This is a genomic window from Tessaracoccus sp. MC1756 (assembly GCF_014164735.1).
Lineage (GTDB): Bacteria > Actinomycetota > Actinomycetes > Propionibacteriales > Propionibacteriaceae > Arachnia.
This window is the reverse complement of sequence record NZ_JACJFZ010000002.1, coordinates 579283-603515: the sequence shown is the minus strand read 5'-3', so window position 1 is coordinate 603515 and position 24233 is coordinate 579283. Positions and strand designations below refer to the sequence as shown.

Below are 24233 nucleotides of genomic sequence, written 5' to 3'. Positions count from 1 at the left end.
AGATACACACCCATGACCAAGTCACTCATCGTCGACCCGAGCAACGTACGTTCGGCCTCGTACATCGAATCACCGAAGGTTCCCGTCAACCAGTACACGCCGGACTTCGACGCGGAGCTCGCCAAGTACGGCAAGCAGGGCCTCGTCGACATCCTCCACGACATGATCGCCGTGCGTCAGTTCGAGACCATGCTGGACTCCATCAAGAAGACCGGCTCCTGGAACGGTGTCGAGTACAACCACCGCGGCCCCGCGCACCTGTCCATCGGACAGGAATCCGCCGTCGTCGGCCAGGCCTCGCAGCTGAACCCCGACGACTACGTCTTCGGCTCGCACCGCTCGCACGGCGAGATCCTCGCCAAGTGCTACTCCGCGGCCCGCAAGCTGCCCGAAGACCAGCTCGAGAACATCATGAAGCAGTTCCTCGACGGCGAGACCCTCGGGTTCGCCGAGAAGGTGGGCTTCGAGAACCTCGCAGACCTGGCCGAGAACTTCATCCTCTACGGCACCGTCGCTGAGACCTTCGCCCGCTCCGCCGGCTTCAACCGCGGCCTCGGCGGCTCCATGCACGCCTTCTTCGCGCCGTTCGGCTCCATGCCCAACAACGCCATCGTCGGCGGCTCCGCAGACATCGCCACCGGTTCCGCGCTGTTCAAGCGCATCAACCGGCAGAACGGCATCGTGATCGCCAACATCGGCGACGCCTCCATGGGCTGTGGCCCGGTGTGGGAAGCCATGATGATGGCCGCCATGGACCAGTACCGCACCCTGTGGAAGGACGGCGTCGACGGCAACCCGCCCATCTGGTTCAACTTCTTCAACAACTTCTACGGCATGGGCGGCCAGACCGCCGGCGAGACCATGGGCTACGACATCCTCGCCCGCGTGGGCATGGGCGTGAACCCCGAGGCCATGCACGCCGAGCGCGTCGACGGCCTGAACCCGCTCGCCGTCGCCGATGCGGTCGCCCGCAAGCGCGAGATCCTGGAGAACGGCCACGGCCCGGTGCTCACCGACACCATCACCTACCGCTTCTCCGGCCACTCGCCGTCGGACGCCTCGTCCTACCGCACGCCCGAAGAGGTGGAGCTGTGGCAGGCCCACGACGGCCTCACGAACTACGCCAAGTACCTCGTCGACAACAAGGTCCTCACCCAGGACGAGGTGGACGGGATCCAGGCCACGTTCGACGAGCGCCTGACCAAGATCATCGCCATCGCCACGAAGGACGACGGCTCCAGCCCCCGCGTCGACACCGCGTTCATCGAATCGGTCATGTACTCCGACGGCAACGAGCCCTCGCTGGACACCACCCGCGAGCCGGAGCTCCTCCAGCCGCTGGCGGAGAACGCGCGCGCCAAGTCGCTGCTCGCCAAGAGCCGCTTCTACAAGGACGCCACCGGCAAGGCGGTCTCCAAGGCCAAGGCCTACAACTACCGCGACGCGCTGTTCGAGGCCGTCGCGCACGGCTTCGCCACGGACCCGACGCTCGCCGGCTGGGGCGAGGAGAACCGCGACTGGGGCGGCGCGTTCGCCGTCTACCGCGGCCTCACCGAACTGCTGCCGCACCACCGCCTGTTCAACTCGCCCATCTCCGAGGCCGCCATCATCGGCGCCGGTGTCGGCTACGCGCTCTCGGGCGGCCGCGCCATCGTCGAACTGATGTACTGCGACTTCCTCGGCCGCGCAGGCGACGAGATCTTCAACCAGGCGCCCAAATGGCAGTCGATGTCCGGCGGCCTGCTGAAGATGCCGCTGGTCATGCGCGTGTCCGTGGGCTCCAAGTACGGCGCCCAGCACTCCCAGGACTGGTCCGCGCTCGTGGCGCACATGCCCGGCCTGAAGGTCTACTACCCCTCCACCCCGTTCGACGCCAAGGGCATGATGAACCTGGCGCTGCGCGGCACGGATCCGGTGGTGTTCTTCGAGTCGCAGCTGTTGTACGACGTGGCTGAGCAGTTCGTCGAGGACGGCGTGCCCACCGAGTACTACGAGGTGGAAGAGGGCCAGCCCGTCGTCCGCCGCGAAGGCGCGGATGTGACCATCGCGACGCTCGGCCCCACGCTGTACCGGGCCATGGAGGCCGCAGAGATCCTGGAATCGAAGTATGGGGTTTCGGCGGAGGTCATCGACCTGCGCTTCATCGCCCCGCTCGATCTGACGGTGGTGCTGGAGTCGGTGAAGAAGACCGGCCGCCTGCTGCTGTCGTCGGACGCGGTGGATCGTGGCTCGTTCCTCCACGATGTCGCCTCCCGGGTGCAGACCCTGGCGTTCGACAGCCTCGACGCACCGGTCACCGTGGTGGGTTCGCGCAACATCATCACGCCCGCCGCTGAGCTGGAGAAGCTGTTCTTCCCGCAGCCCGAGTGGATCGTCGACGCCATCCACGAGCGGATGCTCCCGCTGAAGGGCCACACGCCCGAGTCCAACCAGACCGACGGCGAAATCGTCCGCCGCGCGAAGCTGGGCCTCTGACGACGGTGGGCCGGGCGCCGCTCCGGTGTCGCCCGGCCCACCCCCTCGCAGACCGCCCGTGACGTCGCAGACCTGGGCGTGACGTCGCAGACGGCCTGCGGGGTCGCAGACAGTCCTCTGTCTGCGACGTCGGCCGAGGTCTGCGACGTCCGACGGAGGTCTGCGACGTTCGGCCGAAGTCTGCGAAGTGCGCAGCGATGCAGTGAAAAGGAGAAGCATGACCACCACGATCAACGACCCGAATGCCACCCCGGTCGAGCGACTCGACGCGCTGCGGGAGCACCTCGCGACCAACCCGGACTTCCCGCCCTTCGTGACGGAATCCAACAACCACGTCCACACCATCTACAGCTTCAGCCCGTACACCCCGGCCATGGCGGCGCTGCGGGCCCGCGAGGCCGGGCTGACCGTCGTCGGCTCGGTCGATCACGATTCGGCCGCCGGCGCCGCGGAGATGACGGCGGCCGCTGAGGCCGTCGGGCTCGGCTCGGTGACCGGCTTCGAGTGCCGCGTCTACGTGCACTCCGCCGACGACGTGGCGGCGGGTCGCGCCCCGTTCCACGACCGGAAGCTCAACAACCCGGACACCGCCGGCATCGTCTACATGACGGTGCAGGGCATCCCCGCGTCGTCGCGCGACGCGGCCGCGGAGTTCCTCAAGCCCATCCGCGAGGCGCGGCTGAAGCGCACCGCCACCATGGTGGAGAACGCCAATGCGATCCTGGACAAGCTCGGCGCCCCGTTGATTGACGTGGAGACCGACATCGTCGGCCGCTCACAGTTCCTCCTCGGCGGCACGGTCACCGAGCGGCACCTTCTGGCCGCGATGGCGGACAAGCTCATCGAGCGGTTCGGCCGCGGTGAGTCGCTCGTCGACGGGCTGGCTCAGATGGGGCTGAACCTGTCCGACAAGGTCAAGGCGCAGCTGGCCGACGTCGACAACCCGCACCTCACCTTCGACCTCCTGGGCGTGATGAAGGCCGAGTTCCTCGACCAGATCTACGTCATCCCCGAGCGGTTCGAGGACGGCGGCGAATGCCCGACGATGGCTGAGGTGATCGCCTTCGCCAAGTCGATCGGGGCCATCCCGTGCTACGCGTACCTGGGCGACGTCACCGCGTCGCCGACGGGGGACAAGAAGGCGGAGAAGTTCGAGGACGACTTCCTCGACGAGCTCGTCGAGTTCCTCGGCGAGATCGGGATGCCGGCCATCACGTACATGCCGCCGCGCAACACATCCGCGCAGATGGCGCGCATCGCTGACCTGGCGGACCGCAACGGGCTGCTCGAGGTGAGCGGCGTGGACATCAACACGCCGCGTCAGGTGTTCAACTGCCCCGAGCTGCAGCGCCCGGAGCTGGACCACCTGAACGACGCGACGTGGGCGATGGTCGCCCATGAGCGGCTCGCCGAGAACGACCGTTCCCTCGGGCTGTTCGCCGAGAACTCGCGCCTTGCCGGGCTGCCGCTGAAGGAGCGCGTTGCGCGTTACTCCGCCGTCGGCCGGGAAATGATCCAGGACGGCCTGCCCGTCGCCGACGCTGCGGCGCGCCTCATTCCCTGAGCCAGCGCCCAGGAACCGTTAAGGAGAACCCATGACCATCACCACCATCGCCCCGATGGTGCGGGGCGCGTACCTCGCCCGCCACGGCGTCCCCGTCGTCCTGACGCTGAGCGACCCGGCCGAGCCCGCCGGGCCCATCAGCCTCCAGGCGGCCTCGGTCGACGACCTGGCCGACGCCCTCCACGGCGCCGAACTTCCCCTCCCGGCTCAGCTCGCCGTCGAAGTCGCGGGGGAGAGCTACTCGTTCGCCGTCGAGACCCTCGGCGACGTCTCCGTCCTGCCCGACGCCAAGTCGGCCGAGGCACGTTCCGCGGCGTTCCGCTCCGAGGTGGTGGCCGGCAAGGTCGCCGTCGTGACCGGCGGCGCGCAGGGCTTCGGTGCCGAGATCGTGCACGGCCTCGTCGACTCCGGCGCGTTCGTCTACATCGCCGACCTCAACATCGACGGCGCCACCGCCCTCTCCCAGGAGCTGGGCACGGATCGCACCGCGGCCATCAAGGTCAACGTCGGCGACGAGGACTCCGTCGCCGCGATGGCTGCGGAGATCGCCCGGCGCACCGGTGGCCTCGACCTGGTCGTCTCCAACGCCGGCGTCGTGCGCGCCGGCCCGGTGTTGGAGCAGGAGTTGAAGGACTTCGCCTTCACCACCGACATCAACTACACGGCGTTCTTCCTGGTCACCAAGCACCTGGGCCGGCTCCTGGCCGCGCAGCACCGGACGGCGCCCGAGTGGACCACCGACATCATCCAGATCAACTCCAAGTCCGGCCTCGTCGGCTCGAACAAGAACGGCGCCTACGCGGGCTCGAAGTTCGGCGGCATCGGGCTGGTGCAGTCGTTCGCGTTGGAGATGGTGGAGCACGGCGTGAAGGTCAACGCGATCTGCCCGGGCAACTTTTACGACGGCCCGCTGTGGTCCGACCCGGACCGTGGCCTGTTCGTGCAGTACCTGCGCTCCGGCAAGGTGCCCGGCGCCACCACCGTCCAGGAGGTCCGCGACTTCTACGAGGCCAAGGTGCCGCTGCGTCGCGGCACGTACGGCGCCGACGTGATGCGCGCGGTGTACTACATCGTCGAGCAGGCCTACGAGACGGGCCAGGCCATCCCGGTCACCGGCGGTCAGGTGATGCTGAGCAGCTAGGGCTGGTTGAGTTCGTCGTCGCGGTCCGTCGGGTCAAGCCCGGCGGACCGCGATTGCGTTCTGTTGGATGAAGCTGAGGTCGTCGCCGCCTGCGCTGGCAAGGCAGCTAGCGCGTGAGCTCGTGGGGGCTGGTCAGGGCAGACGGCTCTCGGATTGCTGCTGGGTTTGGTGCCGTCTTTGGGCATGAATCCAGCACTTGAGCTGGGCGCGATGTTTCAGTGCTGGGTCTGGTGCCATGGACGGAGCCAAACTCAGCAGTGAATTGCGACGGCGTCCTGGGGCTCGCCTGCCGGGCTGCGGTCGCGCCGGCCTGCCGCGGTTGCTGCCTTGTCCAGCTGCACCCGATGCCACCGAAGCCTCAGTGCAGCGTCAGGTCCTAGCTATTGTTGTGAGGTAGGACAAAAACACTGGAGGGACATGTACCCCGAGCAATCGCCCCAGCCCGATCCGACGATGGCACACCGCCGCGCCGCCCGCACCCTCACCCTGCGCCGCGCCGACGGCACGCCCCTGGCCGACGCCGAGGTCACCGTCGAGCAGACCCGGCACGAGTTCGGGTTCGGCTGCATCGGCTTCGACTTCCTTCCGCTCCACAACAACGAACTGGCGCCCGACGGGGACGAGGCCAGGCGCCTCACCGCGCTCGCCGACCTATGGCTCGACGTCTTCAATTGGGCCACCCTGCCCTTCTACTGGGGCCGCTTCGAGCCCGAACGCGGGAAGCCCCACACCGAGGAACTCCGTCGCACGGCTGAATGGTTCGCGCGGCACGGCGTCACGCTCAAAGGGCACCCCCTGGTGTGGCACAGCGTCGACGCGAAGTGGCTGCTGGACCTCAGCACCGACGAGATCGAAGGCGTCCAGCGCGAGCGCATCCGTCGCGATGTCGGCGACTTCGCCGGCCTTATCGACATGTGGGACGCCATCAACGAGGTGGTCATCATGCCGGTCTTCACCGCGGAGCAGAACGGCATCACCCGGCTCGCGCGCAAACTGGGCCGCGTCGGCACCATCCGCTTGGCGTTCGAGGAGGCCCGCGCCACCAACCCGTCGGCCACGCTCCTCCTCAACGACTTCGACATGTCCAGCGCCTACGACACCCTCGTCGAGGCCGTCCTCGAGGCCGGCATCCAAGTGGACGCCATCGGGCTGCAGAGCCACATGCACCAGGGCTGGTGGGGCCAGGAGAAGACAGAACGCGTCCTGGAGAAGTTCTCCCGCTACGGGCTCCCGCTGCACTTCACCGAGATGACGCTGGTCTCCGGCGAACTCATGCCCAAGCAGATCGTCGACCTCAACGACCACGTCGTCGATTCGTGGCCCACCACCCCCGACGGCGAGGCCCGGCAGGCAGAGGAACTCGAGGCGCACCTGCGGCTGCTGTGGCAGCACCCCAGCGTCGTGTCGGCCACGTACTGGGGGATCTCCGACGTCGACGCCTGGCTGGGCGCGCCTGCGGGGCTGGTGCGGCTCGACGGCACCCCGAAGCCGGCCTACCACGCGCTGCGTCGCCTGGTGAAGGAGGAGTGGTGGACGCCGCCGGCCACGCTGCGGACGGACGCCGAGGGTCGGGTCGCCGTCGAGGGGTGGAAGGGGCGCTACCGGGCTGTCGCTGATGGGGTCGCCGTGGACTTCGACCTCGTCGACGCTCAGCCTCAGGACCTGACGCTCCGCTGAGGCTTCGGGAGTGCCGGGTGAGGCTGGACAAGGCAGCAAACGCGGAGGCCGGCGCACCCCACACTCGGCAGGCGACCCCAGCACTCCGTCGCACTTCACTGCTGAGTTTGACCCCGTCTATGGAGCGAAACTCATCACTCAAACCAAGGGCCCAGCGCCAGTGCTGAATTCATGCCCAAGGACGGCATCAAACTCGGCAGCCGGCCGAGAGCCGCCCGCCGGGCTCAGGCTCTGCGGTCTCACGCGCTGGCTGCCCTGCCCAGCGCAGCCGGAGGCAACCTCGGCTTCCAGAGCTCAACCCGCAGGAGGGCCCAGAACTGACACCCGTCAGCCGCCGGGCCCTCGTCCCGGGCCGGTGTGTGTAGGTCAGCGGTGCAGCTGGGCCATCCACTGCCAGATGTGCTGACCGTTGTGCTGCGGGTCGTTACGGGCGACGTAGATCCAGGACCAGTGCCCCATGAACTGGTGGCCCTGCCATGTCACCGTGTCGTACAGAGTGACGATGTCGTCGTCGATCAGCGCCGCCGCCCGCCCGGTGTTGGGCTCCCACGGTAGGACGGTGTCGTCCTTCGAGTGCACCAGCCACGTCGGGGTTGAGCTCACGCTCTGCAACTCGGCGTCAGTGAAGAAGTTGGGCGTCGCACCGGGACAGATGGGGACGACGGAGGCGAACGTCTCCGGGTACTCGACCGCCATCTTGAGCGACATGTAGCCGCCGTTGCTGCAGCCCAGGACGTGCACCCGCTGGGGGTCGATCGTGGGATTCGACGCGAGCAACTCGTCGACGAGCGCGGCGATCTGCGGCGCGAAACCGTCACCGTCGGTCATCCACGCGCTGGGTGACTGGGGGGCGACGACGTACGCGCCGCCGAAGATCTGCTGCGCCTCCGGCGTGACGAAACCGACTGCGCCACGATTGCCGCGCAGTTGTGCCTCGTTCGTCTGGCGCGCGCCCATGCCGCCTTCGCCGCCTCCGTGCAGCCAGACGATCAGCGGGTGCTTGCCGCCCTGGCCGTGGCCGTTGTGCCGGGGGGTGAACAGACGGTAGTTCAGCCCTGAGACGGAGGTGCCGTAGCTGAAGGCGTCCACCTCGGGGTTCATCAGTTCACCTTGGACGAATCGGGCGATCGTCACCTGGCGCCGGTTGCGCAGCCGGAGCGGGGCGTTCTGCGTGATCGTGTAGGTCAGGTTGAATTCGACGTTGCGCCCGGCCGGGACCGTGTAGCCCAGGGTGGCGCCCCCTGGAACGCCCTCGGCGGTTGCCAGTTCGAGGGTGATGTTGCCCCGGTTGTCGATGCGGGCCCCGGTCACGTCGCGTTCGACGTCGTAGGTGCCGAGGGTGAGCTGGTTCGAGGAGGCCGGGAGCGGGCTCCCCGCCCGTGCACGCACCGAGAAGGTCTCGAGGGTCAGGCTCGTGGGGTCGAACTGTCCGAGCGCGCCGGCCCGGATGGTCAGCGACGTCACCTGCTCGCCGCCGTCGAGCACGGTCGCGTTCAGGTCGAAACCCACCGAGGTGGACGCCGAGGCCACCTGCGGGAGGGCGGCCACTGCTGGGATTGCTGCGGCCGAACCGAGCACCGCACGTCGTGTGAGGGGTTGCATCATTCCGAGACTCCTTCGTCTGGGCTGGGGGTTGTCCAACGCATCCGCCGGGGCCCTCGTCGTGGAGGTCGTGGCGGACATGATCATTACCCGGCCTCGTGGGGTGCAGGACGGAAAGCCGCAGCATGATCGGACGCCTCGGCGGCACAATCGGTCTCGGCAGGGCAGGGGGCTTGGCATCAAATCCAGCACTGGAGAGCTCAGGATGCCCGGCAGCACAGTGCGCGACGGAGCTGATCGGGCCAGCCGCCCCGCCGCAGGACGGTCGCCATCTGGCGGGCGGCGGCGCATGCTTCCTGGTTCGCGCCGGTCCAGCCGTAGCGCAGGGTCCGGCTGTCGTCCTGCACGACGTTGAGGTTGTCTCGGTCCATGTCGCGCGTGGCGTCCTGGTGGTCGGCCAGCCCGTCGAGTTCGAGGATGAGCTTGTAGTCGCGGTAGATCCCGTCCACACGTCCGGCCTCGCGGCGCACCTGGCGCTCCGGGATGGGGAGGCCATGAGGGATCAGGACGTTGGTGTGGAACCGCCACTCCAACGCGCTCTCGATGCCCTTGGCTGCTTCGGTGCAGAGTTGGGTCAGGAGAGCGCGGTGCCCGACGCGCGACCGGGCGTCGACAGCCTCGCTGATCCGCTGGGTCGTCGTCTTGTCCTTCGCCAGTGCCCTGGCCACGGCGCTGACGGTTTCGTTCTCGTCCCCAGTGTCGGCGATGTCGAGGAGGACCTCCTCAACCGACGTCCGCGGCAGCGTGTACAGCCGCCTGCGCTCGCCTCTGCGGAAGGTGATGCGCCACTCGTCAAGGGAGAAATCCTTATGGTCGGTTGGGACCCAGATGGTCACGTCGGTGGGAGCGTCGCGCACGATGTCGTACACGTGACCGGCCGCGCGTCCGCCGATCGCCGCCTGCTTGCCTCCGCGGAGGATTCCCGCCCAGGCCGCCGCTGTGAACGACGGCGCCCCGAGGAGGTACAGCCCTTGAGCCACCGGCCGCCAGCCCTGCGCCATGCGTGAGATGACCTTGCGGCTCAGCCCGCCGTCGAGGAGTTGCCGCGTGCTGAGCACCCCGGCCTGGTCCGCGGCCAGTTTCTCGAGGGATGAAGAGAGATGTTGTCGATGTCGCACGGCGCCAGTCTGTGCTCGTGGGGGTGCGGCCGGGAGGGGAGTGCGGCAACGGACAACACCGAAGGGGCAACTGACAACACGAAGGCCCTCTGGGACAACACTTGGCGCGGGTTGGACAACACCCTGTGTGGCCTGAGGCTGGCAGACGACCTCAGGTCGTCGTCGGAGTTCGCCGCTGAGTTTGAGTCTGTCTATGGCGCTAAACCCAGCACTGAGGCCGAGCGGTCGACGCCAGTGCTGGGTTTGTGTCCAAGGACGGGGCCAAAGCCAGCAGTGACCTGCAGTCGCCTGCCGGACTCAGGCCGAGTGGGATCGCCCGGTCGCTGACGGGCGGCCAGTCTCGCGTCAGGAGGCGACCACAGCGGTGGTGCCCCGCAGGATGAGTTGCGTCGGGAGCTGACGGTGCGGGTCTGTCATCTCGCGCCCGGCCAGCAGGTCGAGCAGCATGCTCAACGCCATCGCGCCGATCGCCTGCAACGGCTGGGCGACGGTGGTCAGACCCTGCCTCGCGGCTTCGGGCACGTCGTCGAAGCCCACCACGGACAGGTCCTCGGGGACCCTCAGGCCGCGAGCGTGGGCCGCTGCGATCACCTGCAGCGCCGACACGTCGTTGGCCGCGACGATCGCCGTCGGGCGGTCAGGGTCGTCGAGCAGCTGTGCGGCGGGTCCGGCAGCGCCGACGGCGGTGTAGTCGCCGGCCAGCACGTGCCGCTCGTCGAGGGGCAACTGGGCGGCCGCCATGGCGTTGCGCAGTCCGGCCTCGCGTGAGACGGCGGAGGCCAGGTCGTCGCGACCACCGAGGTAGCCGATCCGGCGGTGCCCCAGTTCCAGCAGGTGGTTGACGGCGGACCGCGTGCCGCCCTCGTCGTTGACCGAGACGGCGGGCCGGGTGAGGTCCAGCCGCTGCGGGTCCACGGCGACCACCGGGAAGGTCCCGGAGGTCGCCTCGACGCTGGGCGTCACGATGATGGCGCCGTCGATCAGGCTGCCGGCCAGGCGGCCGAGCAGCTTCTGTTCCCAGCCGGTGGGGGCGTGCGGGTTGTGGGAGGCGCCGGCCCAGGCCATGATCTCGAGATCAGTGCCCTCGGCCGCGGCGCCCACACCCTTGAGGATCTCGGCGGAGTAGGGCTCGAACTGGCTCACCAGCACCCCGACGACCCCCGTGCGGCGGGCGCGCAGCGACTGGGCACCGATGTTGCCGACGTAGCCGAGCTCATCGATGACCTGCTGCACGCGCTGCTGGGTTTCTGCGGCGATGCCGTCGCGCCCGTTCATGACCTTCGAGATCGTCGATACCGACACGCCCGCAGCGCGGGCGACATCAGTGATCGTCACTCGACGCATGAACCCTCCCTCCGCCGACCGTCTACGTGCATGTCAGCCTCATCAGCCCTTGACGGCGCCGCTGAGACCACCGACGATCCGGCGCTCGAAGATGCTGAAGAACAGCAGTGCGGGGAGCATGGACAGCGACGTGAAGGCCAGCACCGCCGCAGTGTTGACGGAGTACTGCGAGGCGAAGGCCTGCACTCCCAGGGGAAGCGTGTACTTCTCCGGGGAACTCAGGATGAACAGCGGCAGCATGTACTGGTTCCACGCCCCGATGAACGCCAGGATGCCCGTGGTGATGACCCCCGGCAGTGACAGCGGCAGCACCATGCGGAAGAAGAAGCCCACGCGGCCGGAGCCGTCGATCATCGCTGCCTCTTCGATCTCCTTGGGGATGGCACGCAGGAACGGCACCAGGATGATGACGGTGACGGGCAGCGCGAACGCGATCTGCGGCAGGATGATGCCTGCCAGGCTGTCGGTGAGACCCAGGGTCCGGATCAGGATGTACAGGGGCGTGATGGCGACCGTCAGCGGGAACATCAGGCCGGCGGCGAACAGCGAGAACAGGGCGTTGCGGCCCCGGAACTGGTAGCGCGCGATGACGTAGCTCGCGGCCAGGGCGAGAGCGACGCAGCCCACCGTCGTCAGGGTGGCGGAGATCGTCGAGTTGCCGAACTGGATCCAGAAGGTGCTGGAGGTCAGCACGTCGGTGTAGTTCTGCAGGATCCACGGATTCGGCAGGCCGGACGGATTCGTCGTGATCTGCGCGTTGCTGCGGAAACCGCCGAGGATGATGTACAGCACCGGCCCGATGCACAGCGCGATCAACACCGTGGCGAGCATGTAGAGGCTGGGGCTACCCCAGGGGACGCTGGACTTGCTCTGCTTCTTGCCACCATAGGGGCGGCGAGCGGCCCGGCTACGTTGGGTGAGGGCGGCCTGGGACATCAGTTCTTGTCCTTTCCGGGCTTCTCCGTGAGGGCGCCCTCGGTGTCGCGGCGCAGCACGAAGCGCTGATAGGTCAGAGCGATGACCAGCGAGATCAGGAAGATGACGACGGCGACGGCGTTGCCGTAGCCGTAGTTACCGGCGAGGCGGCCCTCGCGGACCATGTAGGTGGCCATCGTCGAGGTGCCCGCGGTGTCTGCCACGTACTGACCCCAGATGATGTAGACGAGGTCGAACAGCTGCAGCGAGCCGATGATCGACAGGAACGCCCAGATGCGGATGGTGGGGCCGAGCAGCGGCAGCGTGATGGCGCGCTGGATCTGCCAGTAGGACGCCCCGTCGACGGCGGCGGCCTCGTACAGCTCATCGGGGATGCCCTGCATACCCGCGAGCATGAGGATCACCGCGAAGCCGATGTACTTCCAGGAGATGATGACCATCAGGGTCCAGATCGCGATCTTCGGGTTCGCGATCCAGTCCTGCTGGAGAGCGTCCAGGCCGATCTTGCCGAGGAAGTCGTTGATGGCGCCGGTGCTCTGCAGCATCAGGGACCACCCGGTGCCGACGATGACTTCGGCGATGACGTAGGGGACGAAGATCAGCACCCGGATGAGGGAGCGGCCCCGTACCTGTTGGTTGAGTAGGAGGGCGAATCCGATCGCGATTGGCCCCTGCATGACGAGGGACGCGAGCACGATGAACCCGTTGTGCTGCACCGCGGAGAGGAAGAGACCGTCGGTGAAGATGGTGACGTAATTCTGCAGCCCGATGAACTCGGTGGGCGGGCCGAAGCCGCGCCAGCGGAAGAAGCCGTAGTAGGCCGCCATGACCACGGGGAAGATGACGAAGCCTACGAACATCACGATCGCAGGGCCCGCGAGGAGCATGATCTCCGCGCGCTTGAGCCAGTCAGCCCGTGCTCGGCGCGGCCGGCCGGCCCGGGCCGGCGCCGTGGAGGCGCCGACCCGAGCAGTAGTGGTGGTGGTGTCAGTCACGACCGGCCTCCGTGTCAGCCCTTGGCGGCGGCGGACTCGACTGCGGACACGATGTCCTCAGGCGTGCCCTGGCCGGCGAGCATGTTGACGACGCCGGCGTTGAGCGCGTTGCCGACGTTCTGGCCCAGCAGGGTGTCAAGCCAGACCGTCATGTAGGCCGCGTTGGAGTAGGCGCCGAGGATGTCCTTCAGCGCGGGGTCCTCCACCGCGTCTGCCGCCTCGCCGTTGGCAGGAAGGGTGTTGAACGCCTTGGCGTAGGCCTCCTGGTTCGCCTTGCTGGCGTAGAAGTCCAGGAAGTCGGCGCACTCGGCCGGGGAGTCGATGTGGCAGGCGTAGCCGTCGGCGCCGCCCATCATCGCCGTCGGGTCACCTTCGCCGCCCTCGACGGCCGGGAAGGGGAACCAGCCGAGGTCAGGCAGCGGCTTCTCATCGGGGGTGAGGGAGGCGATGACGCCGGGGTTCCAGGCGCCCATCAGTTCCATACCGGCCAGGTGGTTGGCGACGAGGCCGGCGGAGCTACCCGCGCCCTGCTGGGCGGAGGTGGTGAGGAAGCCCTGGTTGAACGGCTCGGTGTCGGCGAACTTCTGCAGTTCCTTGCCCGCGTCGAGCCAGCACTGGTCGGAGAAGTCGAGTTCTGCGGCCTTGTTGATGGTGTCCTCGCTGCACTGGCGCAGCACGAAGAAGTAGTACCAGTGAGCTGCCGGCCAGGCGTCCTTGCCGCCCAGCGCGATGGGCTCGACGCCCGATTCCTTGAGCTTGGCGACGGCGTCGTTCAGCTCGTCCATGTTCTCGGGCGTGCCCTCGATGCCGGCCGCCTCGAAGAGGTCCTTCGAGTAGTAGATGCCGCCGGGCAGGAGCGAGGTGGGAAGGCCGTAGATCTTGCCGTCCACGTTGAAGGTGTTGACGATCGCGTCGCCGTAAGCCTCCTTGGTCTCGTCGGAGATGGCGTCGGTGATGTCCATGATCTGCTGGGCCTCGACCATGTCGGCCAGCTTGCCGCCGCCACGCGCCATGAAGATGTCGGGCGCGTCGCCGGAGTTGAGCGCCGTCTGCAGGCGTCCGTCCATGTCTTCGTTCTGGATCACCTGGATCTCGAAGGTGACGTTGGGGTTCTCCGCGGTGAATGCCGCAGTGGTGTCCTCCCAGTAGGCCTTACCGGGGCCTGTGGTGGAGTTGTGCCAGAAGCTCAGGGTGACGGGTTCGCCGCCCGCAGCTGAGCTTGCCGCATCGCTGGGCGCTGTGGTCTCGCCGGGCTCAGTTGCCCCGCCGCCGCACGCGCTCAGCAGGAGAGCCGCGATCGCGGTTCCGATGAGGGCCTTCTTCATGTGTGGTTCCTCCCAGTCAGCATTGACTTTGATGGCATTTAGTTGTGCCGTGAGACTAATCCTGGCAAGCTAAGTGCACGATGTCAAACGTTTTCGGTAACGTTTTCGTAACCGACTCACTCACTCGATGACGATGGAGCAGCACATGAACCCCTGGGCAAACACCGAACACCCCCTTGACGAGCGGGTGGACGCCCTGCTCGACGAGATGACGCTCGCCGAGATGGCCGGCCAGCTCGGCGCCTTCTGGCCCCGGCCCAAGGAGCGCGCGGAAAGCGGCGGCGAGGTGGCCCCCATGGAGTCTGTGATGTCGAGCGGCGAGTTCGAGGAGGTCAGCCGCGACGGCCTGGGCCACCTCACCCGCGTGTTCGGCAGCGCGCCCGTCACTGCGGAGGAGGGGGTCGGCAACCTGGCCAGCTTCCAGAGGCGGGTCGTCGAGCACTCCCGCTTCAACATCCCCGCCATCGCCCACGAGGAGTGCCTGACCGGGCTCACCGCGTGGCGGGCCACCGTCTACCCCGCGGCCATCGCGTGGGGCGCGACGTTCGACCCGGCGCTCATCGAGGAGATGGCCTCGGCCATCGGGCAGGACATGGCCGCGCTCGGCGTCCATCAGGGCCTGTCGCCGCTGCTCGACGTGGTGCGCGACTACCGCTGGGGCCGCGTCGAGGAGACCATCGGCGAAGACCCGATGCTGGTCGGCACCGTCGGCACCGCCTATGTGAAGGGCTTGCAGGGCGCGGGCGTCCTCGCCACGCTCAAGCACTTCGTGGGCTACTCCGCCTCCCGGGCCGGCCGCAACCACGCGCCGGTCAGCATCGGCACGCGCGAGATCGAGGACATCCTGCTGCCCCCGTTCGAGATGGCGGTCCGCGAGGGCAAGGTGGCCAGCGTGATGAACTCCTACTCGGACCTCGACGGGGTGCCCGCCGCCGCCAGCCGCCACCTGCTGACGCACGTGCTGCGCGAACGCTGGGGCTTCGAGGGCACCGTCGTGTCCGACTACTGGTCCGTGAGCTTCCTCCAGGCGATGCACCGCGTCGTCGACGACCTGACCGAGGCCGGCGCGCTCAGCCTGCACGCGGGCATGGACGTGGAACTACCCGAGACCGGCGCGTTCGGGCACCTCGAGGAAGCCGTCGAGCGCGGCATCCTCACCGAATCGGAGATCCGCCAGGCCGCCCGCCGCGTGTTGCGCCAGAAGATCCAGCTGGGTCTGCTCGACGAGGGCTGGGACCCGGCCACGGCCGGCGCTGCCGTCGACCTTGACAGCCGGCGCAACCGCGACATCGCCCGCCGCGTGGCGGAAGAATCCATCGTGCTGCTCGCCAACGACCAGAACCTGCTGCCGCTCCAGGCGAAGAGCATCGCGTTGGTCGGCCCCACCGCCGACGACGCGCTGACCTTCCTCGGCTGCTACTCCTTCCCGAACCACGTCATGCAGCGCCATCCCGACATGGAGATGGGACTGGACATGCTGTCGTTGGCCGACGCCGTGCGCGCGGAGTTCGCGGGGGCTGAGGTCGCCGTCGAGCGGGGCGTGCCCATCCTCGAGCCCGACACCTCCGGGATCGCCGCCGCGGTGGAGGCCGCCAGGAACGCCGAGGTCGCCGTCGTGGCCGTCGGCGACAAGGCCGGCATGTTCGGCCACGGCACCTCCGGCGAGGGCTGCGACGCCGTCGACCTCCGCCTGCCCGGCGCCCAGGCCGACCTCGTCGAGGCCGTCCTCGCCACCGGCACCCCGACGGTGCTGCTCGTGGTCTCGGGTCGTCCCTACTCGCTCGGCGCGTTCGCGGACCGGGCGGCCGCCATCGTCCAGGCCTTCATGCCCGGCGCCGAGGGCGGCATGGCGATGGCAGGGGTGCTGTCCGGCCGCGTGAATCCCACCGGCAAGCTGCCCGTCGGCATCCCGAACCATCCGGGCGGCCAGCCCGGCACCTACATCGCGCCCCCGCTGGGCTGGTTCTCCGACGGCGTGTCCAACCTGGACCCGCGGCCGCTGTTCCCGTTCGGCCACGGCAGCTCCTACACGTCCTTCGAGATCTCCGATCTCCAGCTCTCCGCCAGCGAGGTGCCCGTCGACGGCGAGCTCACCGTCACCGCCACCGTCGCCAACACCGGCGACAGGGCGGGCGCCGAGGTCGTCCAGGTGTACCTCTCGGACCTCACCGGCCAGGTGGTGCGCCCGCTGAAGCAGTTGGTCGCCTATGCGAAGGTCCCGCTGGAGGCGGGGGAGTCGCGGACGGTCACGTTCGGCCTGCACGCGGATCTGATGAGCTTCACGGGGCTGGCCAAGACCCGCATCGTCGAGCCCGGCGCCATGGAGGTCAAGGTGGGCGCGAGCAGCGAGGACACGCCGCTCGTCGGCGCCTTCACCCTCACAGGCGCGGTGCGCGAAGTGGGCGAGGGTCGTGTCCTGGTCCCGTCGATCTCCGTAGGCTGATCCCATGGCATTCTTCGACCTCACTCCCGCCGAGCTGGCCACCTACGCGCCGGAACTCGACGAGCCCGCCGATTTCGACCAGTTCTGGGCCCGCACGTTCGAGGAGCACGGCTCCGGCCCGCTCGACTTCACCTGCGAACCCGTCGAGACGCACCTCGCTGTACTGGACGCGTTCGAGGTGAGCTGGCTCGGCTTCGACGGCCACCGCGTCTACGGGTGGCTAGCGCTGCCCCGGGGCATCGAGGGGCCGCTGCCCGCCGTCGTGCAGTACACCGGGTACTCCATGGGCCGCGGCATGCCGTTCGAGAACATCCACTTCGCCGTCGGAGGGTACGCGCAGTTCGTGATCGACGCGCGCGGTCAGGGATGGCGCAACGGCAGCCCGAAGCCGGGCAGCGAAGACCCGGGGCTGCGCACATCGGGCAGCGTGCCCGGCTTCATGACCGCCGGCGTCCTGGACCCGGAGGGCTACTACTACCGGCGCCTGTTCGTCGACGCCGTGCGGTTGGCCGAGGCCGCCGCCGGCCACGAGCGGGTGGATGCCGACCGGTTGTTCATCACCGGCGGCAGCCAGGGCGGCGCCATGGCGCTGGCGGTGGCCGGGTTGGCTCGGCACCGGGGCGTGCGGATCGCCGGGTGCGCGGCCGACGTGCCGTTCATGTCGCACTTCCGCCGGGCCATCGGGCTGACCGACGCCTACCCGTACAAGGAGGTCGCCGACTACCTGGCGGCCTACCCGCAGCGGGCCGAGCAGGTGATGCGCACGCTGTCGTACTTCGACATGATGTCGATGGCCGCGCGGGCGGAGTCGCCTGGGCTGTTCTCGGTGGCGCTGATGGACCAGATCACCCCGCCGTCGACGGTGTACGCCGCCTACCACCACTACGCGGGCGAGAAGTCCATCGAGGTGTACCCGTTCAACGGCCACGAGGGCGGCGGCGGGTACCAGGTGGAGCGCATCCACCGGTGGCTGGCTGGGCTGAGTCGCTGACCCCTCCCTGAACGCAGAGCGGCCCCATCCGGTGGACACCGGATGGGGCCGCACTCGAGACAGCCAAGGTCACTCCTCGGAGATCGCCCCCACGGTCTCACCCACGGTGGACACGTCCATCTGAACGGCGACATCGGCCTGCGCGACGATGCCCACCACCTCGTCGCCGTCGAGGACGGGGACGCGGCGGATCTGGTTGTCTGCCAACACCTTGGCCACGACGGAGGCGTCGTCGTCCACGTCGACGCACACCACGTCCCTGGTGGCGACGTCGCGGACGCTGCACGACGCCGGGTCGACGCCCTTGGCGATGCCGTTGACCACGATGTCGCGGTCTGTCAGCACGCCGACCAGGCGGCCGTTCTCCAACACCGGCATGGAGCCGACATCGTGCTGGGCCAGCTGCTTGGCGGCGTCAACGAGGGTGTCGTCCGGCGCCAGGCACTGGGCGGGTGAGGTCATGAGTTCTCGTGCGGTAGTCATCGCTTACCTCCCGATGGGTTGAGCCGGCCGTCGGCCAGCCGTCTTTCCACCCTGTCACAGCAGCGCCCGGGTGGGAAGGACACCAATGGGTGAGAAGGGACCCAGCGTGTGGGCTCAGTGAACGATGGGCGCCCAGTTCGGATCGCGCCCGATCAGCGCCACGAGACGCTCCTCAGGAGTGTGCGACTCGTCCAGCACGACGGGGGTGCCGAACTCGCCCGAAGCGCCCAGCGCCTCGGCGATGGGCGCCATGCCCTCGACCATCCCGGCCACCACCTCGGGCTCCCATTCGGCGTCCTGGCCGGAGGCCTTCGCCAGGTCCCAGCGGTGCATGAACAGGTCTGCGAGGTAGAACTGCTCGAGCACCTGGCCGAGCGTCTGGTCGCCCTGGCCGACGTCGATGACGCGGGCCACCTGCTCGTCGTCCTCCACGAGGGCCTGCACGTTGGCGGTGTGCTTCCACCATGCGGCGAGCACGTCGTCCCCGACCTCCACAGTGGGGAGTTCCACTCCGGCTCCGTTGAGCATGCCGGGGAGCCAGCCCATGAGGTGGGCCAGCACGTCGCGGGCGCGCCATTCCTGCACGGGGGTGGGTGCGTCCCAGTCGGTGACGTTGGCCGCGATGGCGGCGAGCTTGCCGGCGAGAGCGGAGTGCTGTTCGGCGATCTGATTGGTCATGCGATGAGCCTAGAGGTTGAAACGGCGAAAGCTGGGCGTCGGCCCGTGGACAGTCTGGACAGGGCGCCCCAGGTGACCCCGGACCCAGACAGAATGCCCTCGGATCCGCTAACGAGAGGGAAGATCCATGGTGAAGAAGTTTCTCGGCGCCGCAGCAGCTGCGGTGCTGGCCCTGGGGGGCGCAGCCGTCTACGCGCCGCAGGCTCAGGCCGACGGCTCGACCCAGCCGGTGGCGGTGGCCTCGGCGCTCGACGGCGCCAGGACCACATCGTACGCGCTCGCGCTCCCACTCAGCCCGATGAGCGAGGTGCTCTGCTACGCGACGCGCTGCGGCATCTCCACCCCGATCGCCTACGGGGCCGGCGCCTATCGTGAAGGCGCACCCATGCGCATCAACGTGCTCGGCCAGAAAAACCGCGCCGTGCAGGTGCGGGCCTATGCCGCCAAGCGGACGGCGGACGGCAAGCTCGCCGCGGTCGCCATCTCCAACAGTGTCTCCGCCACACCCACCGGCCCGTCGGGCGACGGCTACGGCCAGGTGCGCGTCGAGGTCACGATCGGCCAGATCCCCACCGGCTACAACGGTGGCGAGGTCATCGTCCAGACCGCGGACTGGACCCCCACCCTGGGCCTCGTGCCCGCAGACAGCGGCGCCACCGACGCCACGAAGGTGAGCATCACGCAGGTGCTCTCGGCCCGCGGCCGCGACATCGGCTTCCACGAGGAGACCTTCACCGACATCTTCCACCGTCGGGTCGACGCCGCCATCCCCGGCCAGCGCTACTCGGTCCAGATGCTGCGCAGTGGCAAGTGGGTCACCATCGACAACCGTGGCCCAGCCACCGTCGGCGACCTCGGCACCGCGTCCATCCAGGCCAAGGTGCCGGCGGATCTCCCCACCGGCAAGTACCGCACCCGGATCGTCAACATCACCAGGAACCTCACGGACCTCACGCCCGACGCAGAGTTCGCCTACTTCACGTGGACCCTGAACGCCACCCCTCCGAAGCCCACCGATCCCGGCTTCAACGTCTACACCACCCCCGGCGTGTGGGACTACAACGGCCGCAAGTGGAAGACCTCCTGCGAGGCGTACTCGGCCACGGAGCGGTGTCGCACGGAGATCTGGGCCACCCAGATCCTCTACCAGGCGGGCCAGTTCAACCGGCTCGACGGGTGGGCGTTCAACAACCTGACGTACAAGCCGTCGCCGCGTGCGCTGTGGAAGGGCAACCTGGTGGGCGGTAACGGCACGGTGGGGTACACGGGTCAGTGGACGGCGGCGGACGGCCGCAAGTGGCGCGTCGAGTGCGACACGGCCACCTCGGGTCGCAACGGTTGCCGCGCGTACGCGATGGCGAAGGTCGCGGAGCCGGTGTCGGCCGGGGCAACCACCTACCGCGTCGTGGACAAGTGGCTGTTCAACAACATCGTCCAGTTCAACTGATGAGCGCCGGAACGACGCCCATGAAGTCCACGAAAGCCTGGTTTGCCGGGGCCGTTGCCGCGGCACTGGCCGTCACGGGCCTGGCTGTCGCCTCGCCGGCGGCGCAGGCGACGGCGGGGGAGGAGACCATCAAGCTGTGCGGGCGCGTCCCCACCGACGGCTCCACCTGCTCGATCGCGATCGATTCCCAGTTCCTGACGACGAGCCCCGAAGAGGGGGTGACGCTGCACGTTTCGGTGCGCGGCGTCCCCAACGTGACCGTCTCGCTGAGCGCGATCGTCTACGAGGTGCGCGACGCCGACAACCGGGTGATGTTCGCCCCCCTCTCGGACCCCGTCATGGTCACCCCCAAGAAGGTCAAGGCGTCCGACACCGTCGGCGTCGCGCGGGCCAGCATCAAGACGCGCGCGCTGCCCGGCGAGTACACCTCGCAGGCGACGGTGGCGGTGCAGCCCAGCGACTGGCGGCCCGTGCGAGGCATGGTGCTCAACTCGGCGGACCGGTATGCCGGGATGGACCGCGTCTCCCTGGTGAGCAAGCGACCCCGGGACCGCGGCTTCGAGGCGGTGCCCACGAAGGACGGCGCGTTCACGCGCCTGCTCTACAACGCGTCGAGCTCCGGTCGCTACAGCGTGCAGCTCAAGCAGGGCACGAAGTGGGTCCCGCTCGACGTCAACGGGCCCGTCCAGGGCGCCGGGGCCGGCATCACGAAGCTCCGCGGGCAACTGCCCGTGGGGCTCATCTCGGGTCGCTACGAGATGCGGGTGGTCAACGTGACGCATGGCCAGACGGGTCTCACTCCGGTCGGCACGCCGCAACAGTTCATGGACTGGCAGCTCGCCATGGACAGCAAGCTGTTCAACGTCTACACCACCCCCGGCACGTGGGACCTCAACGGCCGCAAGTGGCGCACGACGTGCGAGGCGTACTCGGCCACGGAGCGGTGCCGCACGGAGATCTGGGCCACCCAGATCCTCTACCAGGCGGGCCAGTTCAATCGGCTCGACGGGTGGGCGTTCAACAACCTGACGTACAAGCCGTCGCCGCGTGCGCTGTGGAAGGGCAACCCGGTGGGCGGCAACGGCACCGTCGGTTACCGGGGCGAGTGGACCGCCACGGACGGCCGCAAGTGGCGCGTCGAGTGCGACACCGCCACCTCGGGCCGTAACGGTTGCCGCGCGTACGCGATGGCGAAGGTGGCCGAGCCGGTGTCGGCCGGGGCAACCACCTACCGCGTCGTGGACAAGTGGCTCTTCAACAACATCGTGCAGTTCACCTGATCCACCTCGGATCGACGACACCCGGAGCGGCAGCCTGATGGCTGCCGCTCCGGCTCTTTTGGGACCCCCTCCCGGCCGATTGTGCGCACAGACCGACAGGTTGTGCTCAGGCGGCGAGCGCCTATCCGGACGGCTGATTGAGTTTCTCGCGGTAACACGCGGCCGTCCGGCCGCGTCCCACTCGACGAGGAGAAATAGATGAAGGTACTTCAGCGTGAGGGTGCAGGGGGGCATCCGATGAAGCGCTCCGCCGTGCGTGTCCTGGCTTTCGCCGGCGTCGCGGCCATGGCTCTTTCGGGTTGCACCGCAGCCCCGGCGCAGCAGGGGACCCAGTCCCCGACACCTTCGGCTGCGCAATCGGTCAGCGAGACCACCACCGGCGATTACACAGAGCGTGAGGTCACCGACGGCACCACCACCTTCAAGGTCGTCGACAACCCTGGTGACGGCCCCACCCTGTCGTACGGCGCCGAGAGCGGCGTCACCCTGCTCGAGGAAGAGATCGAGGGTGCGACGTACGCGTTCAAGGACATGAACGCCAACGGTGAGCTGGACACGTGGGAGGACTGGCGGGTCGACGCCACCGAACGCGCCGCCGACCTCGCCGGCCAGATGACGATCGAGCAGATCGCCGGCCTCATGCTGTTCAGCTCGCACGAGCGCACCCCCGCGGACGGCCTCACCGACGCACAGAAGACCTACCTGTCCGAGTCCAACTTGCGCGCCGTCCTCAACGCGGCCGGCAGCGACGCCAAGGTCACCGTGCCGTGGGTCAACGAGATGCAGGCGTTCGTCGAGACCTTGTCCGCGGAGGGCACCCCCTACGTGCCGGTCAACTTCGCTTCCGACCCGCGGTCTACCGCGGGCTCCGGCGGCTACAACGCCGATGGCGCCGACATCTCCCGCTGGCCCTCCAACTTGGGCCTGGCGGCAACGTTCAACGCGGAGCACACCCAGAACTTCGGTGAGATGGCCTCTGCTGAATACCGCGCGCTGGGCATCTCCACCGCGCTGAGCCCCCAGATCGACCTCGCCACCGAACCCCGTTGGCTGCGCGTCGGCGGCACCTTCGGTGAGGACGCCGCCCAGGCGGCCGAACTGGCCGCCGCCTACGTCGACGGCTTCCAGGGCACCGGGGGCGAAGACGCTTGGGGGACGGAGTCCGTCAACGCCATGATCAAGCACTTCGCCGGCGACGGGCCGGGCGAGGGGGGCCGCGAGGCCCACACCGACGCCGGCAAGTACGGCGTCTACCCGGGCGACAACCTGGCCGAGCACGTCTCGGTCTTCCAGGGCGCGCTCGACTCCGCCGCAGTCATGACGGCCTACTCGATCGCGCTGGACGCCGACGGCGAGCCGCTGTTCGAGGACCGCATGGGCACGGCGTACGACGCCAGCCGCATGGCGATCCTCCGGGAGGACAACTCCTACCAGGGCGTCATCGTCACCGACTGGGGCGTCATGACGGGGGCCAAGGACGAGGGCGCCTTCATCGGCACCGCGTGGGGCGCGGAGGAGCTCACCCCGGCGGAGCGCTACGTCGAGGTGCTGGGCACCGGCCACGACATGTTCGGCGGCGTGAACGACGCCACCTTCCTGCTCGAGGCCGCTGACCTGTGGCAGCAGAAGTTCGAGGCCGGCGAGCTCGAGATGGACGCGGAGACCCGCTTCCAGGAGTCCGGCTCCCGCATCCTCACCATGTTCTTCAACCCCGGCCTCTACGAGAGCGCCTTCCTCGACCCCGAGCAGTCGACCGAGACCCTGGCGAGCGAGGACAAGGTGGAGGCCGGCTACGCCGCCCAGCTCGATTCGGTGGTCATGCTGAAGAACGACGACGGCACCATCGCCGCGGCCGAGGCCGCACAGTGGTCCGACAAGACCGTGTACATCCCCCAGTCCTACGACGTCGGTACGGCGAGCATCTTCGGCGAGCCGGCCTACACCGAGGGCCCGACCATGGACCTCGACGTCGCTGCCAAGTACTTCGCCAAGGTCGTCACCGACGAGGTGGAGAAGGATGCCGACGGAAAGGTCGTCGGCTACACCGCGCCAGACCTGAGCGATGTCGACCTCGTGCTCGTCGGCATGGACAGCCCCGTGGCCGGCGCCGTGTTCGGCAACTCGGGCTTCGACGCCGCGACCGGCGAGTGGTACCCGCTGTCCTTGCAGTACCGTCCCTACACCGCCGACGGCGAGAACGTCCGCAAGGTGTCGATCTCGGGCGACCTGCTCGAGGACGGCACCAAGCAGAACCGCTCGTACTTCGGCAACACCTCGCGCATCTCCAACGAGGCTGACCTGGATTCGTTGGAGCGGGCCGTCGCGGCCGTCGAAGCCAGCGGCAAGGACATCCCCGTCGTGACCGTGCTCAAGGCGGCCAACCCGGTCATCCCAGCCGAGTTCGAGGCGAAATCCGATGCCATCGTCGTCGGCTTCGGCACCAGTGACCAGGCGCTCATCGAGGTCGTGCTCGGCCTCTACGAGCCCCAGGGTCGCCTGCCGATCCAGTTCCCGGCGGACATGGACACCGTCGAGAAGCAGTTCGAGGACGTCGCCAAGGACATGACGCCCTACACCGACGCCAACGGCAACGTCTACGACTACGGCTTCGGCCTGAACTACGCCGGCCCCATCGCCGGCTGATCCACCCCACCGCCCGGGTGGCGGGCCGATCCCCTTCGGCCCGCCACCCGTTCCCGGCACCGGGACCCGCCCGGAGCCACAGACGACAAGG

Annotated in this window: 17 protein-coding genes; 9 read left to right on the top strand and 8 right to left on the bottom strand. The window is 68.4% G+C overall.

Going from position 1 to position 24233, the window contains the following annotated elements:
* The first annotated feature begins 12 nt into the window (after nucleotides 1-12).
* From H5393_RS08185 to H5393_RS08170, 4 genes are all read left to right on the top strand, one after another.
* Entirely contained in the window at nucleotides 13-2475 is a 2463-nt protein-coding gene (locus tag H5393_RS08185) for a thiamine pyrophosphate-dependent enzyme (protein ID WP_182766232.1), read from the top strand.
* Between the two features lie 217 nt (nucleotides 2476-2692).
* Nucleotides 2693-4039, top strand: coding sequence for a PHP domain-containing protein (locus H5393_RS08180; protein WP_182766231.1), 1347 nt, complete (start codon nucleotides 2693-2695; stop codon nucleotides 4037-4039).
* A gap of 31 nt (nucleotides 4040-4070) precedes the next feature.
* Nucleotides 4071-5180 (top strand): SDR family NAD(P)-dependent oxidoreductase, encoded by a 1110-nt coding sequence (locus tag H5393_RS08175; RefSeq protein WP_182766230.1) that lies wholly within the window; start codon nucleotides 4071-4073, stop codon nucleotides 5178-5180.
* Nucleotides 5181-5597: 417 nt separating this feature from the next.
* Nucleotides 5598-6857: an endo-1,4-beta-xylanase gene (locus H5393_RS08170; protein ID WP_182766229.1), complete on the top strand. Its 1260-nt coding sequence runs from the start codon at nucleotides 5598-5600 to the stop codon at nucleotides 6855-6857.
* 366 nt (nucleotides 6858-7223) lie between these two features.
* On the opposite strand, the gene H5393_RS08165 is transcribed toward H5393_RS08170, so the two are convergent.
* From H5393_RS08165 to H5393_RS08140, 6 genes are all read right to left on the bottom strand, one after another.
* Complete coding sequence (locus H5393_RS08165; protein WP_182766228.1) at nucleotides 7224-8462, bottom strand: prolyl oligopeptidase family serine peptidase; 1239 nt, start codon at nucleotides 8460-8462, stop codon at nucleotides 7224-7226.
* Between the two features lie 197 nt (nucleotides 8463-8659).
* A complete protein-coding gene (locus H5393_RS08160; protein WP_182766227.1) occupies nucleotides 8660-9577 on the bottom strand; it encodes a type IV toxin-antitoxin system AbiEi family antitoxin domain-containing protein in 918 nt (305 codons plus the stop codon).
* 345 nt (nucleotides 9578-9922) lie between these two features.
* A complete protein-coding gene (locus tag H5393_RS08155; RefSeq protein WP_182766226.1) occupies nucleotides 9923-10921 on the bottom strand; it encodes a LacI family DNA-binding transcriptional regulator in 999 nt (332 codons plus the stop codon).
* 42 nt (nucleotides 10922-10963) lie between these two features.
* Nucleotides 10964-11857, bottom strand: coding sequence for a carbohydrate ABC transporter permease (locus tag H5393_RS08150; protein ID WP_182766225.1), 894 nt, complete (start codon nucleotides 11855-11857; stop codon nucleotides 10964-10966).
* Nucleotides 11857-12852: a carbohydrate ABC transporter permease gene (locus tag H5393_RS08145; RefSeq protein WP_370585955.1), complete on the bottom strand. Its 996-nt coding sequence runs from the start codon at nucleotides 12850-12852 to the stop codon at nucleotides 11857-11859. The genes H5393_RS08150 and H5393_RS08145 overlap by 1 nt, the downstream gene beginning before the upstream one ends.
* A gap of 14 nt (nucleotides 12853-12866) precedes the next feature.
* Complete coding sequence (locus H5393_RS08140) at nucleotides 12867-14177, bottom strand: ABC transporter substrate-binding protein (RefSeq protein ID WP_182766224.1); 1311 nt, start codon at nucleotides 14175-14177, stop codon at nucleotides 12867-12869.
* Nucleotides 14178-14322: 145 nt separating this feature from the next.
* Between H5393_RS08140 and H5393_RS08135 the strand changes: the two genes are divergently transcribed.
* Nucleotides 14323-16620: a glycoside hydrolase family 3 N-terminal domain-containing protein gene (locus H5393_RS08135; protein ID WP_255436363.1), complete on the top strand. Its 2298-nt coding sequence runs from the start codon at nucleotides 14323-14325 to the stop codon at nucleotides 16618-16620.
* 4 nt (nucleotides 16621-16624) lie between these two features.
* On the top strand, nucleotides 16625-17611 hold the full coding sequence (locus H5393_RS08130; protein ID WP_182766223.1) for an acetylxylan esterase: 987 nt from the start codon (nucleotides 16625-16627) through the stop codon (nucleotides 17609-17611).
* A gap of 69 nt (nucleotides 17612-17680) precedes the next feature.
* Here H5393_RS08130 and H5393_RS08125 read toward each other — a convergent pair whose 3' ends face one another.
* Together H5393_RS08125 and H5393_RS08120 are read right to left on the bottom strand one after the other, a co-directional pair.
* A complete protein-coding gene (locus tag H5393_RS08125; protein WP_182766222.1) occupies nucleotides 17681-18094 on the bottom strand; it encodes a CBS domain-containing protein in 414 nt (137 codons plus the stop codon).
* A gap of 114 nt (nucleotides 18095-18208) precedes the next feature.
* Nucleotides 18209-18772, bottom strand: a complete 564-nt coding sequence (locus H5393_RS08120) for a maleylpyruvate isomerase N-terminal domain-containing protein (RefSeq protein ID WP_182766221.1) — start codon at nucleotides 18770-18772, stop codon at nucleotides 18209-18211.
* Between the two features lie 127 nt (nucleotides 18773-18899).
* Between H5393_RS08120 and H5393_RS08115 the strand changes: the two genes are divergently transcribed.
* The 3 genes from H5393_RS08115 (at nucleotide 18900) to H5393_RS08105 (ending at nucleotide 24142) form a co-directional block, all read left to right on the top strand.
* A complete protein-coding gene (locus H5393_RS08115; protein WP_182766220.1) occupies nucleotides 18900-20219 on the top strand; it encodes a hypothetical protein in 1320 nt (439 codons plus the stop codon).
* A 20-nt stretch (nucleotides 20220-20239) separates the two neighbouring features.
* Complete coding sequence (locus H5393_RS08110; protein ID WP_182766219.1) at nucleotides 20240-21499, top strand: hypothetical protein; 1260 nt, start codon at nucleotides 20240-20242, stop codon at nucleotides 21497-21499.
* 198 nt (nucleotides 21500-21697) lie between these two features.
* A complete protein-coding gene (locus H5393_RS08105) occupies nucleotides 21698-24142 on the top strand; it encodes a glycoside hydrolase family 3 N-terminal domain-containing protein (RefSeq protein WP_220488265.1) in 2445 nt (814 codons plus the stop codon).
* Nucleotides 24143-24233 lie beyond the last annotated feature (91 nt).